At 55.3% G+C, this 17,251-nt stretch carries 18 protein-coding genes; 14 read left to right on the forward strand and 4 right to left on the reverse strand.

The window, feature by feature from the left end; translation table 11 throughout:
* The first annotated feature begins 55 nt into the window (after positions 1–55).
* From IAE27_RS24020 to IAE27_RS24040, 5 genes are all read left to right on the forward strand, one after another.
* Positions 56–1,114: an FUSC family protein gene (locus IAE27_RS24020; protein WP_004103626.1), complete on the forward strand. Its 1,059-nt coding sequence runs from the start codon at positions 56–58 to the stop codon at positions 1,112–1,114.
* A gap of 168 nt (positions 1,115–1,282) precedes the next feature.
* Complete coding sequence (locus IAE27_RS24025) at positions 1,283–1,618, forward strand: DUF496 family protein (protein WP_004103624.1); 336 nt, start codon at positions 1,283–1,285, stop codon at positions 1,616–1,618.
* A 188-nt stretch (positions 1,619–1,806) separates the two neighbouring features.
* The gene (locus IAE27_RS24030) at positions 1,807–2,034 is read left to right on the forward strand and encodes a bifunctional adenosylcobinamide kinase/adenosylcobinamide-phosphate guanylyltransferase (RefSeq protein ID WP_196550151.1); all 228 of its coding nucleotides are present in this window, start codon (positions 1,807–1,809) and stop codon (positions 2,032–2,034) included.
* Positions 2,035–2,077: 43 nt separating this feature from the next.
* Positions 2,078–2,818, forward strand: a complete 741-nt coding sequence (gene cobS / locus IAE27_RS24035; protein WP_200092899.1) for an adenosylcobinamide-GDP ribazoletransferase — start codon at positions 2,078–2,080, stop codon at positions 2,816–2,818.
* A 247-nt stretch (positions 2,819–3,065) separates the two neighbouring features.
* Positions 3,066–3,218, forward strand: coding sequence for a hypothetical protein (locus IAE27_RS24040; RefSeq protein ID WP_196550150.1), 153 nt, complete (start codon positions 3,066–3,068; stop codon positions 3,216–3,218).
* A 210-nt stretch (positions 3,219–3,428) separates the two neighbouring features.
* On the opposite strand, the gene IAE27_RS24045 is transcribed toward IAE27_RS24040, so the two are convergent.
* On the reverse strand, positions 3,429–4,538 hold the full coding sequence (locus IAE27_RS24045; RefSeq protein ID WP_200092900.1) for an adenosylhomocysteinase: 1,110 nt from the start codon (positions 4,536–4,538) through the stop codon (positions 3,429–3,431).
* A 186-nt stretch (positions 4,539–4,724) separates the two neighbouring features.
* Here IAE27_RS24045 and IAE27_RS24050 point away from each other — a divergent pair, with 186 nt between their 5' ends.
* From IAE27_RS24050 to IAE27_RS24075, 6 genes are all read left to right on the forward strand, one after another.
* A complete protein-coding gene (locus tag IAE27_RS24050) occupies positions 4,725–5,462 on the forward strand; it encodes an HPP family protein (protein WP_004103617.1) in 738 nt (245 codons plus the stop codon).
* 377 nt (positions 5,463–5,839) lie between these two features.
* Positions 5,840–7,264, forward strand: coding sequence for a sugar porter family MFS transporter (locus IAE27_RS24055; RefSeq protein ID WP_016809178.1), 1,425 nt, complete (start codon positions 5,840–5,842; stop codon positions 7,262–7,264).
* Positions 7,265–7,285: 21 nt separating this feature from the next.
* Positions 7,286–8,296 carry a Gfo/Idh/MocA family protein gene (locus tag IAE27_RS24060; RefSeq protein ID WP_004113905.1) on the forward strand — a complete coding sequence of 337 codons (1,011 nt, stop codon included), beginning with the start codon at positions 7,286–7,288 and terminating at the stop codon, positions 8,294–8,296.
* Positions 8,297–8,319: 23 nt separating this feature from the next.
* Complete coding sequence (locus IAE27_RS24065; RefSeq protein ID WP_070556796.1) at positions 8,320–8,769, forward strand: PTS sugar transporter subunit IIA; 450 nt, start codon at positions 8,320–8,322, stop codon at positions 8,767–8,769.
* The gene (locus IAE27_RS24070) at positions 8,766–9,707 is read left to right on the forward strand and encodes a sugar phosphate isomerase/epimerase family protein (RefSeq protein ID WP_004103608.1); all 942 of its coding nucleotides are present in this window, start codon (positions 8,766–8,768) and stop codon (positions 9,705–9,707) included. The genes IAE27_RS24065 and IAE27_RS24070 overlap by 4 nt, the downstream gene beginning before the upstream one ends.
* A 123-nt stretch (positions 9,708–9,830) precedes the next feature.
* The gene (locus tag IAE27_RS24075) at positions 9,831–10,835 is read left to right on the forward strand and encodes a LacI family DNA-binding transcriptional regulator (protein ID WP_032744789.1); all 1,005 of its coding nucleotides are present in this window, start codon (positions 9,831–9,833) and stop codon (positions 10,833–10,835) included.
* Here IAE27_RS24075 and IAE27_RS24080 read toward each other — a convergent pair.
* Entirely contained in the window at positions 10,832–11,221 is a 390-nt protein-coding gene (locus tag IAE27_RS24080) for a tautomerase family protein (protein ID WP_200092901.1), read from the reverse strand. The genes IAE27_RS24075 and IAE27_RS24080 overlap by 4 nt on opposite strands.
* Before the next feature lie 113 nt (positions 11,222–11,334).
* Between IAE27_RS24080 and IAE27_RS24085 the strand changes: the two genes are divergently transcribed.
* Complete coding sequence (locus IAE27_RS24085; protein WP_016809173.1) at positions 11,335–12,252, forward strand: LysR family transcriptional regulator; 918 nt, start codon at positions 11,335–11,337, stop codon at positions 12,250–12,252.
* Here the strand turns inward: IAE27_RS24085 and IAE27_RS24090 are convergent.
* Together IAE27_RS24090 and shiA are read right to left on the reverse strand one after the other, a co-directional pair.
* Complete coding sequence (locus tag IAE27_RS24090; RefSeq protein ID WP_064370720.1) at positions 12,245–12,976, reverse strand: lipoyl protein ligase domain-containing protein; 732 nt, start codon at positions 12,974–12,976, stop codon at positions 12,245–12,247. The two genes, IAE27_RS24085 and IAE27_RS24090, sit on opposite strands and share 8 nt — an antisense overlap.
* A gap of 9 nt (positions 12,977–12,985) precedes the next feature.
* On the reverse strand, positions 12,986–14,320 hold the full coding sequence (shiA, locus tag IAE27_RS24095) for a shikimate transporter (protein ID WP_064344233.1): 1,335 nt from the start codon (positions 14,318–14,320) through the stop codon (positions 12,986–12,988).
* A 303-nt stretch (positions 14,321–14,623) separates the two neighbouring features.
* Here shiA and IAE27_RS24100 point away from each other — a divergent pair, with 303 nt between their 5' ends.
* The gene (locus IAE27_RS24100; protein WP_004103602.1) at positions 14,624–15,121 is read left to right on the forward strand and encodes a molybdopterin-dependent oxidoreductase; all 498 of its coding nucleotides are present in this window, start codon (positions 14,624–14,626) and stop codon (positions 15,119–15,121) included.
* A gap of 10 nt (positions 15,122–15,131) precedes the next feature.
* Positions 15,132–17,054, forward strand: a complete 1,923-nt coding sequence (locus tag IAE27_RS24105; RefSeq protein ID WP_004103601.1) for a putative bifunctional diguanylate cyclase/phosphodiesterase — start codon at positions 15,132–15,134, stop codon at positions 17,052–17,054.
* The last annotated feature ends 197 nt before the right edge of the window (positions 17,055–17,251 follow it).

A 17,251-nucleotide genomic window follows, 5' to 3' on the forward strand; every position in this document is an offset into this window, starting at 1 on the left:
TGCTTGCGGCGAAAAAGCAGTTACAATTGCCCTTTTCGTTGTGTCGGAGTCGGTTGTGCGCGCGGATAAATCACTTAAGCCATTTGAAATTCGGCTGTATCGCCATTACCGCATCGTCCATGGCGTGCGAATAGCATTGGCCTTTGTGCTCACCTTTGTGCTGGTGCGCCTGCTTAACGTGCCGGAAGGTACCTGGCCTCTCATCACCCTGGTGGTGGTGATGGGGCCTATCTCCTTCTGGGGAAACGTCGTCCCGCGCGCGTTTGAGCGTATCGGCGGCACGATCCTCGGCTCGGCGCTCGGGCTGGTGGCGCTCAAGCTGGAACTTATCTCTCTGCCCATTATGCTGCTGTGGTGCGCGGTGGCGATGTTCCTCTGCGGCTGGCTGGCGTTAGGTAAAAAGCCCTACCAGGCGCTGTTGATCGGCATCACGCTGGCGGTGGTGGTCGGCGCGCCGCCGGGCGATATGACGACCGCGCTATGGCGAAGCGGCGACGTTATCTTTGGCTCCCTGCTGGCTATGCTGTTTACCGGTATCTGGCCGCAGCGGGCTTTCCTGCACTGGCGCATCCAGATGGCCAGCTACGTCACCGCCTTCAACCGTCTGTATCAGGCGGGCTTCTCGCCGAATCTCGTCGAGCGTCCGCGTCTGGAAAAGCATATGCAGAAGGTGCTTAACGATGTGGTCAAAATGCGCGGATTAATTACGCCTGCCAGCAAAGAGACGCATATCCAGAAGGCCATCTTTGAAGCGATCCAGACCGTTAGCCGGAATCTGGTGTGCATGCTGGAGCTGCAAATCAACGCCTACTGGGCATCGCGTCCCGGCCATTTTGTTATGCTGAATGCCCATACGCTGCGCGAAACGCAGCAAATGACCCAGCAGACGTTGCTGACTATCGCCCATGCATTGTATGAGGGCAATCCGCAGCCGATTCTTGCTAACAATGAAAAGCTCAACGAAATTGTGGCCGAGCTGCGCCAGCTCATCAAAGAGCAGCAGGACGACAATTTCTCTGAAACGCCAATCCATGGTTATGTCTGGCTAACCATCGAACTGGCGCGGCAGCTTGAGCTGCTGTCGCATTTAATCTGCCGGGCGTTGCGTAAATAAAGACCAGATACGCGCGGTTTGCCCATCGCTTGCTTCGATTCAGCAGCGTTTAGGGTTATGATAAAGGCAAAGGAAAAAACATTGTCATCAGCGGCTGCTAACAGTTATGTTAGCCCTATGTAGCAGTCGCTTTAGCGAATCCGAATCTCAAATATTAGGGGTGTAAAAATGGAAACAACTAAGCCTTCTTTCCAGGACGTACTGGAGTTTGTTCGCCTGTATCGTCGCAAGAATAAACTGCAGCGTGAAATTCAGGACGTTGAGAAAAAGATCCGTGATAACCAGAAGCGCGTACTGCTGCTGGACAACCTGAGCGATTACATCAAGCCGGGCATGAGCGTTGAAGCTATCCAGGGCATCATTGCCAGCATGAAGAGCGATTACGAAGATCGCGTTGACGACTACATCATTAAAAACGCCGAGATCTCCAAAGAACGTCGCGATATCTCTAAAAAGCTGAAAGCAATGGGCGAAGCGAAAGTAGAAGATAAATCTGCCGAGTAATCCCGTTTGCGTGCTCCGGCGGCTCTCGCTGCCGGAGTGATTCCTCCTCTTGCGTCATCTCGCATTCCTTAGCAAAACAGCCTCTGTAACGCTGAACCTTTCCCCAGGAATTTGGTATACTTCCGCCGTAAACATATTGATATCGGAAGGTTTTATCTCATGCTGTCCCTGCAACAGGTGCCGCCGCGATGATACTGATGACCGGCGACGCGCTTAGCGGCCTACGCCGTGATGCCCAATCTCTACTCAACTCTTTCGTTTCGGCGATCTATATCGCTACCTCCCGGATATCCGATAACCAAATAGCTGCACGCATTCAACATCACCGCGATACCCGGCTGGCTCACTGGCGGCTGGAAGAGCGTCCACGCAGCAGCTACGCAGATAAGTCAGGTTACGCTCGGCGGCGGCGGTGAATAACCGCTGGTCGCAAGGTTTAACGACAGGAGTCATCTTTCCATGATTAAGCCATTTTTTGCCGCATTATCGTTTATCAGCCGCTTGCCGGTCCCGGCGCGTTTGTCTCAGGGGCTGGAAATTGAACAATATCAACGCAGTATCGTTACTTTTCCCTTTGTTGGCCTGCTGCTGGGGGCGATCGCGGGGGTTGTCGTGATACTGCTCCAGCCCTGGTGCGGCGGCCCGCTTGCCGCGCTGCTCGGCGTGCTGGCGCTGGCGCTGTTGACCGGCGGCTTCCATCTGGATGGGCTGGCGGATACCTGTGATGGCATTTTCTCTGCCCGCCGCCGCGAGCGGATGCTGGAGATTATGCGCGACAGTCGGTTGGGCACTCACGGCGGGCTGGCGCTGATTTTTGTGCTGATTGCAAAAGTGCTGGTGGTCAGCGAGGTCACGCTGCGCGGTACGTCTGCGGTTGCCGCCCTGGCGGCCGCCTGCGCCGTGGCCCGCGGTATGGCTGTGCTGCTGATGTACCGTCAGCACTACGCGCGCGAAGAGGGGCTGGGCAATCTGTTTATCGGTAAAATCTCGCTGCAACAGACGCTGATCGCCATGGGGATCGCTCTGGCGCTGGCGACGCTGCTGCTCGGCGTTAACGGTCTGCGCGCAGCGCTTATCACGCTGGTGCTGGTCTGGGCGCTAGGCCAGGCGCTAAAGCGTACTCTGGGCGGGCAAACCGGCGACACCTTAGGCGCGGCGATTGAGCTCGGTGAAGTCATATTTTTGCTGGCCCTGCTGTAAGATTTGCTTTCTTCCCGGTGGCGCTGCGCTGACCGGGCTACGGGTTAACAGCAGTCTGCGAGCCGGCAACCCGGACAAGGCGCTCGCACCGCCAGCGGAGGATGTGCTGAGGTGAGGGAGCGGCGTGGCTTCTTCCCGGTGGCGCTGCGCTTAGCCGGGCTACAAGTCCACCGTAGTCTGCGGGCAGGTAACCCGGACAAGGCGCATCGCGCCGCCTGCGGAGGATGTGCTGAGGTGAGGGATCGGCATGATTTCTTCCCGGCTCGCGCTGCGCTTAGCCGGGCTACAGGTTAACAGCAGTCTGCGGGCCGGTAACCCGGACAAGGCGCATCGCGCCGCCTGCGGGGAATGTGCCGAGGTGAGGGAGCGGCGTGGCTTCTTCCCGGTAGCGCTGCGCTGACCGGGCTACGGGTTAACAGCAGTCTGCGGACCGGTAACCCGGACAAGGCGCTCGCACCGCCAGCGGAGGATGTGCTGAGGTGAGGGAGCGGCGTGGCTTCTTGCCGGTGGCGCTGCGCTTAGCCGGGCTACAAGTTCACCGCTGTCTGCGGACCGGTAGCCCGGACAGGCGCAGCGCGCCGCCTCCGGGAAAATTACTCAGCGCATGTGCTTAGAGCGCTTTTTGCCATACGCTTTGCGGCAGCAGATAAACGTCTGCCGGCACCGTCATACCGTCGGTCACAATATGCTGGATGCCGCTGGCCATCACCGCCAGGGTGACGTCAAAGGCGTTCAGGCTATCGCCAAAACCCGCGGTCAGGTTGAGCATTGAACCGTTCGCCATCAGATAGATCGTTTTCTGGCCCATCCGGTAAGCGTTGATATAGGGCATGACCTCTTCATGGCTGAACTGGTGCAGGTACTCGCAATCAATCTCTTCCGCCACGTGACCCACGTTGAGGATAAACACTCCATCTTTGCATTTATCAAGCGCCTGGCTGTTAACGACTTTTTTGCCGCCGGTAGCCGTGGCCACCACGTCCGCCGAAGCTATCGCCTCTTGTAATTCAACAACGTGCCAGCCGTCGTAGGCAGCCTGTAATCTCCGTGCCGGGTCGATTTCCGCCACCATGACCTGGCCGCCGAAGGCCTTCGCCGCCGCCGCAACCCCCTGGCCGACCAGACCATAGCCGATGACCATTACTTTTTTCTCATGCAGGGTCAGGTGGGTCGTCTGGAAGAAGGTATGCCACGCGGTCAGGCCGACCATATGACGGTTATGCAGACCTTCCTTAACCGGCAAATCATCCCAGTTAAAAATCGGATAGCCGGGCCGAATATCGCCGAGGCGGCTAACGCCAGAGCCTGTCGCTTCAAGCCCGGCGACAACATTGCCGAACTCCCCGCGCTGATGCAGTAGGGTTGTTATATCCGCGCCCATTTCGCACAGATGCGTCGGCTGCCAGGCAATCGCTTTTTCCCACGATTGCTGCCAGTCGGCATCGCTCATATCACGCCATGCGCAAGCCTCAGCGCCGCGCTCAACCAGCCAGGCGACCACATCATCCTGCACCGTGGTTGGGTTACAGGTGGTCAGGAAAACCTTCGCCCCTTTTTCCAGAATTCTCTGCACCAGTGGGATCATTTTCATATCCAGGTGCATACAGCAGGCCAGACGAACCTGGCTGAGGTCGGGCAGGGCGGCGACCTGGCGAAGCGTACGCGGCATATTCTGGCTGGCCCATGCGATTTCTTTCTCTAATTTTATCTTGTTATTCAACGTATTTGACCTTCAATCCATAGAGTACTGATACCCAGACGTAAGGGCGATTTTAACGTAGCGCGCGCCTTTTTTACATTCACAAAATGAATAACGAAAAACCGCGATAAAGGTGTGGTTGTTAAAATAAGGTTAAAAAAAGAAAATGAAACATAAGTTCTTATTATGACGTAAGCGAGCTGCACGATGTTAAGCGTTTTACCCGGATCGCTCTTTTCACGGATCCGCATTTTCCTTGGCCGCCTTAAGCCGCACGCGTTACCGGTCGCCAGAAAACATATCGTTCTGGCGTCAATAGGCGCCGGGACGGGGCTGGCGGTCACCAGTATGTTTAGCCACTGGTTATTAGGCGAGGTCAATATCTGGTTTATCGCCCCGATGGGCGCGTCGGCGGTGCTGCTGTTTGGCGTGCCGAGCAGTCCACTGGCCCAGCCGTGGTCGATAGTCGGCGGTAATGTCCTTTCAGCGCTGATTGGCGTGACCGTGGGAATCGCCATCCCGAACCTGGCGCTGGCCTGCGGCGTGGCGGCAGGGTTGGCGATCGCCGGCATGTATTTCCTGCGCTGCCTGCATCCGCCGGGCGGAGCGGTGGCGTTAACGGCGATCCTCGGCGGGGCGGGGATACAGAGCGAAGGCTATCACTTTGTTCTGACCCCGGTGTTACTCAACTCATTGATGCTGGCGATGCTGGCCATTGTTTTTAATAACCTGGTCGGACGGCGCTACCCGCATCCGCTGGCGGCGGAGGAAGTGAAGGCGAAAGCGGAGGCGGTGCCGCTGGGCATATCCGTGACGCGCGAAGATATTCATGCGGCCCTGCTGGACGGTCAGTTTCTCGACATTGATGAAGACGACGTGCAGGAGCTGCTGGAAAATATTGAACAAAAAGCCAGACAGCGTATCGCCAGCGCCCAGCGATCCTGACGTCCCTGGCTCTCTGGGGAACGCGGATTAATCCACGGGTTCCCCTTCGTATAGCCTTCCTCCCCAGCCATTAGCCTGAACCACGCATTTTGCTCCCCCCGAAAGCGGCAAGCTCTGCGGATCGTGACTGCGATCGACAAAATTGGCCATTCAATGAGCAAAAAGTTGACGCCCTTAACGAAATGAATATTTCAAAATAACTTGTTATGGATTTTTTAATCCGTGAGAGTATAACAAGTTGTTAAATAATGCACCCGGGTGCAAAAAGGTGCAAATGTATTCCTGATGCCAGAACCTGCCGTATCTGGATCGGCAATGTGATCTTTTTATTCATAAAAACAAAACGATAGAACGCTCATCCCTGACAGGACAACAAAATGACCGATCATGTGATAACTGAAAGTCGTAAAACAGATAATGATAAGAAAATCAGATTAATAACCCTCGTCTCAACCATTGGTGGGCTGTGTTTTGGCTATGACACCGGGGTTATTTCCGGCGCGCTGATTTTCATGAAGAACGATCTTGGCCTCACTCCTCTGCAGGAAGGGCTGGTGACATCGTTTTTATTATTCGGCGCGGCAATCGGCTCCGTTGGCGGCGGCTGGCTGTCCGACCGCCAGGGGCGGCGGAAAAATATTCTGTGGGTAGCGGTGATTTTTATCTTTGGCGCCCTCGGTACCGCCGTCGCGTGGGATATGTCGTCGATGATAATCGCCCGCTTTATCCTCGGCCTGGCGGTTGGTTGTGCGTCAGTGACGGTGCCGATTTATATTTCAGAGCTGGCGCGGCCCGCGCAGCGTGAACGGCTGGTGACGGTCAACGAACTGATGATCGTCACCGGGCAGTTTCTCGCTTACTCCGTCAACGCTTCCATCGTCAATTTCTATCCCGACATGTCGCACAACTGGCGGCTGATGCTGGCTATTCCGGCGCTGCCCGGCGCGCTGCTGTGGATTGGAATGCTGGTAATGCCGGAGTCTCCGCGCTTCTTCGTGCGTAAGGGGCAAATAGACAAAGCGGTTGCGGTGCTGAAAACGATTCGTCGGCCTGAAGAGGTGGAGCAGGAGATCCGCGATATCCAGCAGGTGAGTCAGATTGGCATCAACCATGGCCGATTTGTTGACGAGCTGAAGAAAAAATGGGTGCTGCAGCTGATTTTGATCGGGCTGATGATTGTGCTGGCAACGCGCGTAACCGGCGTGAATACCATTATGTACTACGCGCCGACGGTGCTGAAAGCCACCGGACTTGGCGATGCGGCGGCGGTGACCGGCGCCGTGGCTAATGGCGTCGTGTCTATTCTGGCCACGCTACTAGGGATGCTGTTAATTGGCAGGCATTCCCGACGGAAAATGTTCTTTACCGGACAGATCGGCGTCACCCTTAGCCTGGTGTTGATTGGTCTCTCGTTCAAGCTCTTCTTCCATATGGAAACCGTTGATGGCGTCAGTGGCTTGCACGCCAACTTTACCGGCGCCAGCTACATCATCCTTGCCCTGATGCTGATGTTTCTGACCTTTATGCAGGGTTGGATCGCACCGGTGTTCTGGCTGATGCTCGCGGAAATTTACCCGCTGCGGATGCGCGGTCTGGGTATGGGTTTTGCGGTATTCGGTTTATGGATATTTGACTTCATCATTCAGTCTATTTTCCCGATTTTACTCAACAGCTACGGCGGCGGAATGACCTTCGGTTTCTTCGCGGTAACCAACGTCATAATGCTGATTCTGCTGGTGAAGTTCCTGCCGGAAACCCGTGGCTTAACCCTTGAACAAATTGAACAAAAATTCAGATTCTGATTTAGCGACATGGAGGAATATATGACAGTTAATATCGGTTTAATTGGTTTAGGTATGATTGGGCGCGATCATCTCCAGCGTTTTCAGACGGTGATTCAGAACGCCAGGGTCAGCGCCGTCTGCGATATCAATCGTAATGTTACCGACACTATTGCCCGCGAATATGGCGCTCAACCCTATTACGATGCGGTCGAAATGATTCAATCGGACGACGTGGATGCGATCTTTATTTGCTCTATTGGTCCGGTCCATAAAGAACAAATTCTGGCGGCCATCAAGGCAGGTAAACCGGTGTTTTGCGAAAAGCCGCTGACCCCAACCGCGGATGAAGCCAAAGCGATTATTGATGCTGAAGTGGCCTACGGCAAACGTATGCTGCAGCTGGGTTTTATGCGCCGTTTCGACCCAGGGTACAACCAGCTTAAAGCGACTCTGGATAGCGGTGAACTGGGGGAAATATTGCTCATCCATTGCGCACATCGCAACGCCTCCGTGCCAGAAAGCTACACCCTGGAGATGGCGATTAACGATTCGGCGACCCACGAGATCGATATTATCCGCTATCTGCTTAACGAAAATATCGTTTCGGTACGCGTCGATAAACCACAGAAGAAAACGCGCAGAGCCTGCGCGCATCTGCAGGATCCGTTGATTGTGATTTTTGAAACCGAATCCGGCGTACGTATTGATGATGAGCTGTTTGTTAACTGCGATTATGGTTACGACATTCGCTGTGAAGTGATTGGCGAAAATGCCATTAGCGCATTGACCGAACAGGCTCTCACCACCGTCCGTTCGGCACAGGGTTATAGCCGCGCTATCCCCAAAACCTGTATGGAACGTTTCGCCACCGCCTACGATCGCGAGGTGCAGAATTTCGTTGACCGGGTAAACCTGGGGGCGGAGATGAGCGGGCCATCATCGTGGGACGGATTTGTCGTGGCGATGGTATGCGATGCTGGCCTGGCATCGCTGAAGGATGGCGAAAAGCACGCGGTCTCTCTGCCGGAGTGTCCGGCGCTCTACCGCTGACCCATTAACGAAGGGAGAGGCGCATGTTAACGCTGAAACCAGAAGATATTTTTATTGGCTGTCGGGCGAATTCAAAGAAAAAGGCGCTGCATATTGCCGCGGATTCCCTGCAGGCCAGCGGCTACGTCAGCGAGGGTTTTTTTGAATCGATGGTGGATCGCGAAAAGGCGCTCTCTACCTGGCTCGGGGCGGGAGTGGCGATGCCCCACTGTAGCAAAGAGGGGATCGACCTGGTGCGGCAAACCGGTTTCCAGCTGTTTCAGTTCCCGGATGGCGTGGGCTGGGGGGAGGGGAAAGTGGCTTTCCTTGTGGTCGCCGTGGCGGCAAAAAATAATGAACACATTGATGTTATAGCGGATCTGGCAGACCTGCTTGATGACGAAGTGAAAACCACGCTGCTGGCCAGCGCCGACAGCAAAGACGCGTTTATGCAGATCCTCGAAGGACACTCATTTAAGAAGGATAGAATATGAAACTGGCACTCTGTACCGATGTTCTCGCCGGCCTGGCGTTCCCGGAAATGCTCGATCGCGTCAAGCAGTACGGCATTACGGGCGTGGAAATGACCGCAGGCGGTTGGTCGCCTTGTCCACATGTTAAAACTGAAGAATTGCTGGCTTCTTCGGCAGCGCTGGCGGCGTTTCGCGGAGAACTGGAAAAGCGCGGAATGGAGATCGTTGCGCTGAACTGTTCGGGTAACCCGCTGGCCCCCGGCGCGCTGGGCGAGAAGCATACCGCCAGCAGCTATCGTACCGTCGAGCTGGCGGCAAAGTTGGGGGTGAAAAAGATTGTCATGATGAGCGGCCTGCCGGGCGGCGGGCCGGACGATAAAATCCCTAACTGGATCACCTCGACGGTTTCCTGGCCGGACTATATGCCAGGCGTGATCGATTACCAGTGGAACGAGGTTGCTATTCCCTGGTGGCAGGCTTTTACCCGCCATGCGGCTGAACACGGTATCGAACAGATTGCTCTCGAGGAATTCCCCAGCCAGCTGGTTTACAACCCGAGCACGCTGCTGCGCCTGCGTGAGGCGGTTGGCGACATAATCGGCATGAATCTCGATCCGTCGCATCTGATCGCCATGGGTGCAGACCCGATTGCCGCAGCCCGTAAGCTTGAAGGGGTGATTTATCACGTCCACGGTAAAGACGCGCGTATTGAACGCGGGCTGGCGGATGTCGACGGCTTACTGGAATACCAGCCGGTCACGCAGACCAAAACCCGCACCTGGAACTACGTGGCGGTTGGCTGTGGACAGGATTTGAAGTGGTGGAAAGAGTTCTTCTCGGTGCTGCGCATGACCGGATATAACGGTTATGTGTCGCTGGAGATGGAGGACCTGACGATGAGCGTTGAAGCAGGGCTACGGACGTCGATTGATGCCCTCAACGCCACATTAAGTCAGTGACAACGGGCCGCGTTTTCCCTCCGGGGGGCGGGAGAACGCGGCGCGTTTTTTGTTGAGCGGATTCTATCTTGCTGTATTTTACGTTCTATTGGATGTTTTTTATCAGGAACGTTAAAACCGAGTATGAGCGCCCCAAAACGACAAAAAGCGACCGCCAGCGACGTTGCATTACTCGCTGGCGTCTCCAAATGGACGGTTTCCCGGGCATTTACCCCCGGGGCCTCCATCCAGCCCAAAACCCGGGAAGAGGTGATGAAAGCCGCTAATATTCTGGGATATCGACCAAATTTACTGGCGCGTAGCCTGACGCAAAAGCAAACGCATATTATTGGCGTGGCGGTCGACGAGTTACGCAATCCCAACATGGTGCTGCTGCTTAACGAAGTGACTCGCCAGCTGCAGAATCGCGGCTACATGGCGCTGGTGATTAACGTCACCGACGAAGAAAACACCCGCACAGCGATGGCGCTGGCTTACCAGCTCCAGGTTGACGGTATCTTGTTTATGGCCACGGTGCTGACACCGGAACTTATCGCGATTGCCACTGAAATTCATCGCGTTCCGCTGGTGCAGATTGGCCGTAATACCGATCATCCGGAAATCCAGGTGGTCAATATCGATGGTCGGCTTGCCGGAAAACAGCTTGCTGAACTGCTACTGGCGCAGGGGCATCGCACTTTTGGCTATATGAAGGGTCCGGATACCGCTTCCCACCATTTAATGAGGATGGAAGGATACGAAGCGGCGCTGGAGCAGGCAGGCTGCCGGCTTGATACTCTGCTGGTTGCCGGCCAGTATTTACGTACACGGGGATATGCGGCGATGAGTGACTATCTGGACGCGACGCCCGCAGGCGAAAGAGTAGATGCCCTGTTTTGTGAAAACGATATTCTGGCGATAGGCGCGCTTCAGGCGCTGCGCGAGCGCGATTTAACGATGGGTATCGTCGGTTTCGATAATATCGATGAGGCGGCGGCGCCGGAATGGCAGCTAACGACCTACGATCAGCGACGCGAGCGGCTGGTGGAAGAGGCGTTGAATCGGCTCATTGATGCTGCTGAAGGGCCGACGGCGACGTGGCGCACCGGGGAGCCCATCGTGCGCCAGTCGCATCGTCGGCAGGGCTAAAGGTCGCCGGTAATATACTGCGCTACGCCGTGAGCAAAACTCCAGTCCCCTTTGTGGTTGCTGATTACCGAGATCATGAGATCCTCGCCGCTCAGACCGCAGTGCTCCTCAAGCTCAGCCTGCAGAGTGGCATAAAAAAGCTGCTTCTGCGCTTCGCTGCGCGGGCTGGTATAAACCCTCACCACCACTATGTCCCGGGTTCGCGTCAGCCCCAGCCCGGTATCCTCAATAATCATATGGTGAGCTTTGTTTTCGTGAACAATCTGGTAGCGGTCACGCTCTGGCACCTTGAACGCCTGCACAACGGCGCGATGTGCCGCATCCAGCAGGGTTTTGATCTCGTTTTCGCTGCGTCCTTCAATGATATCAAACGTCAGTAATGGCATAGCAGATGGTCCTTATTGTCGGATTTACCTCGGTGAAAGAGATGCTACCTCGTGCTGAAGTCGGTAAAAACCGCTATATTTGAACTCATTGTTTTTCTCTGTGAACAATCATGATGAGCGAAATCCGCCCGGACATTTACTGGACCCACCTGTACTGGCTGACGGTACTGGAGGAGCAAAAAAGCTATACTCGCGCCGCGGAAAAGCTGGCGGTCAGCAAGTCCGCCATTAGCCAGAAAATAAGCGAACTGGAGCGAGTCACCGGCAAGACGCTGGTGCACCGCACCACCCGCAGCGTGACCCTAAGCGAAGATGGCCAGCGGCTGGTGGCGGAACTAAACGAACCGTTTGGGCAGATCCGCGAGATTTTTACCGGCACCTGCGACGATGAGGGCGGCCCGCTGCGCGGAACGCTGCGCCTTACCGCGCCGGTGGCGTTCTCTCGACAGCAGCTGGTTCCGGCCATCACGCCTTTTCTGCATCAGCACCCGCAGCTTCATCTGCAGCTGGAGGTGACCGATCGGCTGGTGTCGCTCGCCAGCGAAGGGTTTGATATTGCCATTCGCCACTGTCGTCGCGAGCTGCTGCCGGAGACCCACGTAGCCTGGCCGCTGTGCCGTACGGCAACCCTGGTGGTCGCCTCGGCGGACTATATTCGCCGCTTTGGTCGCCCCGATTCGCCTGACGCGTTGCGTCAGCATCAATGCCTGACCTACCCGCGCGGGCCGCAAAGCCCGCACTGGACCTTCGAGCGCAACGATGAGCGGGTGAGCGTTAAGGTGCAGGGACCCTTCGCCACCAATAACAGCGAATCCCTGCGCGATGCGGTGCTGGCGGGGCTGGGAATTGCCTTACTGCCGGATTTTAGCGCCAGGGAGGCGATTGGCCGCGGGCTGGTACAGGAGCTCTTGCCGGAATGGCGGCCGGTGGATGTGTTTGCGGAAAGTCTCTACGTTATTCGCCCCTATGCGCCGCGCGTATCGCGGGCAGTAGAGACCTTTAGCCGCTATCTGAAGACGACCTTCAGCTAATATTCTGTAACTCCTGCACCAGCGCCTCGCGAAAGCGGGGGAGCAAATCGGCTGGTTGTGTCACAAGTTCGGCAAGCGTCACGGTTTTCTCGGCGCGGTATACCCGTCCGCTGCCGAGCCGGGCTTCGAAATCATTGGCCGCCCGATGGGCAGCCTGCAGCTCGACGTCCAGCAGGATCACCGCGTGCGCGAGGACCACATGGCCCCGTCCTGCCGGCATGGGGCGCCAGTACTGGGCCGTGCCGGCTATTTTTCGCACCTGCCCGCCTTCGCCGCAGGCCAGATTATAGCGACCATCGCAAAATGAACCGCTGACTGCCTGAAAGTGGCTGGCTACGCCAAAGGTTGAAAGCGTACGCTGCAACAGGCCGCAGAGGAAAAGATAAATCGGCTCTGCGGCTTCGCCCAGCGAGTGATAAACCGGCCAGGCCAGGCTGAGATTGACAATTCCCGGCCCCTGCGGGACCAGGCCGCCGCCGGAGCGGCGCTGCCAGACCGGCCATCCCCGGCTGGCAAACTGATCGCTTACCGCCGGGAGTTCGGCAAATTTGCGATAGCTTCCCGGCACCACAAATCCCTGCGGGGCCTGCCAGAGCTGGGCCACCGCTTCCCCGTCGCGTGCCCGGTCAAACAGCGGCTGCTCGGCAAGCGTCGGATCGGCGCAGTAGTGAAGCGGCAGCTGCTGGTGATGAAAGCGCTGCGGCCAGCAGGGCTCCTGAATCATGGTAACTCCTTAAAGCGGTTCATCGCCGTGGCGACAAGGTTTGATCAGCATCGCCGTAAGGGCAGATAGCAGGCAACCTACGGTCAAATAAATCGCAACGCTATGCCAGGAGCCTCCGGATAGGGTGACCAGAGCGGCGGCAATAAACGGCGTAAAACCGCCGCCGACGACGCTGGCGACCTGATATCCCACTCCGGCCCCGCTGTAGCGATAGCTGGCGCCGAACATTTCGGTAAACATCGGCTGCTGGACGCAAACCACCATGTCGTGCGCAATATTCGCCAGCATGAGCGCGAAAAACAGGATCCAGAAGTATGACTGGCTTTCGAGCGCCATAAAGAACGGGAAACCGCTGAGGGTGCCGATCAGCGCTCCGGTGATATAGACGCGGCGTCGGCCAAAGCGATCCGCCAGCCAGGCGAAGCAGGGGATCGTCAGACAGCTGATAGCCCCGACAAGCAGGCCAATGTTAAGAAACAGCTCGCGCGGCAGACCGAGATTCTGCGTGGAGTAGTTAAGCGCGAAGGCGGTAACGATATACATTGTCAGCAGTTCGCACAGGCGCAGACCGATAATCATTAAGAACGCGCCCGGATGGCGGAACAGCGCTTCTACTACCGGCAGACGCTTTTTCTGCGGCTGTTGCTGCTGTTCGCGCTGCTGCTGTTCAAATTCGGCAGATTCCGCCATGCCGTTGCGGATCCAGAGCGCCGCCAGCACCAGCATGACGCTAAACAAGAACGGCAGACGCCAGCCCCAGCTAAGGAACTGCGCATCGGTGGTACAGGCGCTTATCAGCGACACCAGCCCCGTTGAGAGCAGCAATCCGACGCCATAACCCACCTGCACGCCACTGCTGTAGAACGCTTTCTTATTTTTCGGCGCGCTCTCAACCGCCAGCAGCGCTGCGCCGCCCCACTCTCCGCCCACCGCAAAACCCTGTACGGCGCGCAGCAGAACCAGCAGAACTGGCGCCCACCAGCCTATCTGGTTGAACGAGGGCAGGAGACCGATGCAGGCGGTAGCGATCCCCATCATCCACACCGTCATCATCAGCATGCGTTTGCGCCCGAGGCGATCGCCAAAATGACCGAAGATAATGCCGCCCAGCGGGCGAAAGAGGAAACCGACGCCGAAGGTGGCAAACGCGGCGAGGGTACCCATTGCCGGGCTGATTTGCGGGAAAAACTCCCGGTTAAATACCAGCGCGGCGGTGATGCCATAGAGCAGAAAGTCGTACCAGTCGACCACGGCCCCGGCGAAGCTGCCCCAGGCCGCTCTGCGGGCGCGGTTGAGTGAACATGCCTCCTTGCCGGGGCCCTGAGAAATTAACGTTGATTCCATACCTGTCCTGTCTGTTGCTGAGTTTCTAATTATTGGAATGAGACGCTTTCCGAATTCGCGCCTGTCCTGAGACTACCGCGCAGAAGGGCAAGTGAAAAGATTTTTACCTGCTCTGCGTGTTTAAAGGCATTAAGCGTTTGCCTGACCGGCCGGGTGCAGCCCGGCTGGGCCAACAGGAATGCGAGCTTAGGACTTGGCTTATTGTGTTTAATTTAAATTTTTGTACCCGCTGAGGACACCTTTTAAGAAATGACTTAAATGGTTTACAATTAACAAGTCTCCAATTTCGGAAGGGTGAGTTAAATGCGTTTAATTTTTGCAGCTTTATTTTGTGTCATGGTTTTGCCTTCCGCTTTTGCAGAAAAACTGCCGGCGCCCGTGGGTAAACCCGTTTTAACTATTTCCGGCCTGATTACTAATACGAATGAGGGCGATACCGCCGTTTTTGATGTGGCGGCACTGGAAAAACTGGGCATGGAAACGATCGTAACAACCACCCCGTGGTATTCGGGAAAGGTTCGCTTTGACGGCGTTTCCCTCAGTAAACTCATGGATTTAGTCGGTGCCAAAGGCAAGTCGGCGCGGGTGCTGGCGCTGAATGATTACACCACCATTGTTCCTATCGATGACTTTCATAAATTTCCCGTAATTTTGGCTTTAAAAATGAACGGCGAATATATGCGCATTCGTGATAAAGGGCCTTTATTTATTGTTTATCCCTACGACAGTAGCCCGGAATTGCAGAATCAGATTTATTATTCCCGTTCGGCATGGCAGGTTTCGAAGATTATAATTGAGTAAGGGTTTGATCTTGAATCGAATACTCACTGCCATTATTTTGTCGCTCTTCATTGTGACCGGTTACATTACTTATCTGGTCCATGAGCGGCAAAGTGAGCTGCAAAAATTAACCCGTTATACTGATTCGTGGTCCGTTTCCCAGATAGTCTCCGAGTACATGCGTCTTGAGGCGCGACTGAGTGCGATGGGACTGGAGGTAAAGGGAAGCGACCACGATGAGGTGCGCCTGCGTCTGGAAATCATGATGAGCCAGATTGCGCTGCTGCAGCAGGGTGATTTGGGAAAGTTTATCGGCAAAGATCCTCATCGTAAGGCGATAGTTGACAGCCTGATTACTCTTCTGGACCGGCTGGATAAGCAGCTGGATACCATGACGACAGCACAGCTAAAGCTGATGTTACAAGAGATGAGCACCCTGGACGGGCCGTTGACCTCGCTCGCGTCCACCTCTCTCGCCCAGGATTTTAATCTGGTTAATCTCACCCACGATAAAATACAGAACCTCTATTACATCTATTCGGCCATTTCTATTCTGCTGATTATTCTCTGTATCACGCTCGGGATGTTGATGCTGAAGCAGAATAACACCCTGCGTCGCGCTCACGTGCGGATGAAATTACTGGCTACCGATCTGCAGGCTTCCAAAGAAAAGCTACAGGTGCAAAACCGTCGGCTGCAGTACGATGCCTATCATGATTCGCTGACCGGGATGCCCAACCGGCTCTCTTTCTGGCAACGCCTGCAGGAGGTGGTTAACCAGGTGCGGCCCTATCACGGCTCGGCGGTGGTTATGTTGTTCGATCTGGATAATTTCAAGGACGTCAACGACACGCAGGGTCATGACGCCGGAGATAAGCTATTGCAGGATTTGGCCAGCCGTCTCTCATTTTTTCGTAAAACGTCAGAAACGCTGTACCGGCTGGGGGGAGACGAATTTGCTCTGGTGACCCACGATCTTAGCGAAGAGATGGCGCTGGAGCGGGCAACGGTGATCCGGGAAAAGATTAGCCAGCCGTATCAGATTTACGACTCGCAGATTCAGATCGGTGCCTGTATCGGGATTGTCATCTCTGACGGAGAAAGCCGCACCGACTATTTATACAAATGCGCCGACCTGGCGCTGTATGAAGCGAAAAAAGAGGGCTCCGGTTACGTCCAGATATTCCGCCCCGGTATGCTTCAGCGCCAGCAGGAGAATAAATCTTTCGAAGATGACCTGATGCAAGCGCTCGAGAGAGGGGAGTTCAGGGTTTACTATCAGCCGATTGCCGATGCCATGAATGGTGAAATCTACGGCTATGAAGCGCTGGTTCGATGGTTTCATCCGCTACGCGGCAGCGTTCCGCCGACGGAATTTATCCCGGTGGCGGAGAAAATCGGCCTGATTAATGCGTTGGGCGAGTGGGTATTAAAAACCGCCTGTGAAGCGGCCGCCAGCTGGTCGTCGCCGCTCAAGGTGTCGGTTAACGTGTCGCCGGTTCAGTTAATGAACAGTTCACTGACCGATACCGTGGTAACTATCTTAAGAACAACCGGGCTGGATCCGTATCGGCTGGATTTGGAAATTACCGAGTCTGACGTATTTAATGAAAATACCCGCTCGTTAGAGATCCTGAGCCAGCTGCGTGAGCTTGGCGTGCAGATCTCTATTGACGACTTTGGTACCGGCTATTCGTCGCTCTCGCGTTTAAGCTATTTCCCGTTTGATAAGATAAAAATCGATCGATCATTTGTTATTAATATCCCCCATCAGCAAGACGATCTGGATATCGTGCGCCTGATCATCAGCATGGGTAAAAGCCTGCATATGCGAATTGTGGCAGAAGGCGTCGAAACGGAAGAACAGCTGAAGTCGTTACGAAAATTAGGTTGTGATCTGGTTCAGGGCTATTTGATCGGTAAACCGGGGCCGCTTACTTCAGCAGGGAAATAAGTCATTTGTGTTTATTTGCGGGCGACTTTAGCGTAGCTGAATTCGCCCGTATTTATTTTAGTAAGTGGTCTAATCCCTAATGGGTAGAAATAGAGGGAGGAAACGATTTTGACCAAAAATAATACCCTCAGTGATTAAAAGGGGTATATGATATGCAACATATCTTCCTGTTTTCGGCCCCGTGCAGCGGGCGTAAA

Source organism: Klebsiella sp. S69 (genome assembly GCF_016516145.1).
Taxonomy (GTDB): Bacteria; Pseudomonadota; Gammaproteobacteria; order Enterobacterales; family Enterobacteriaceae; genus Klebsiella; species Klebsiella oxytoca.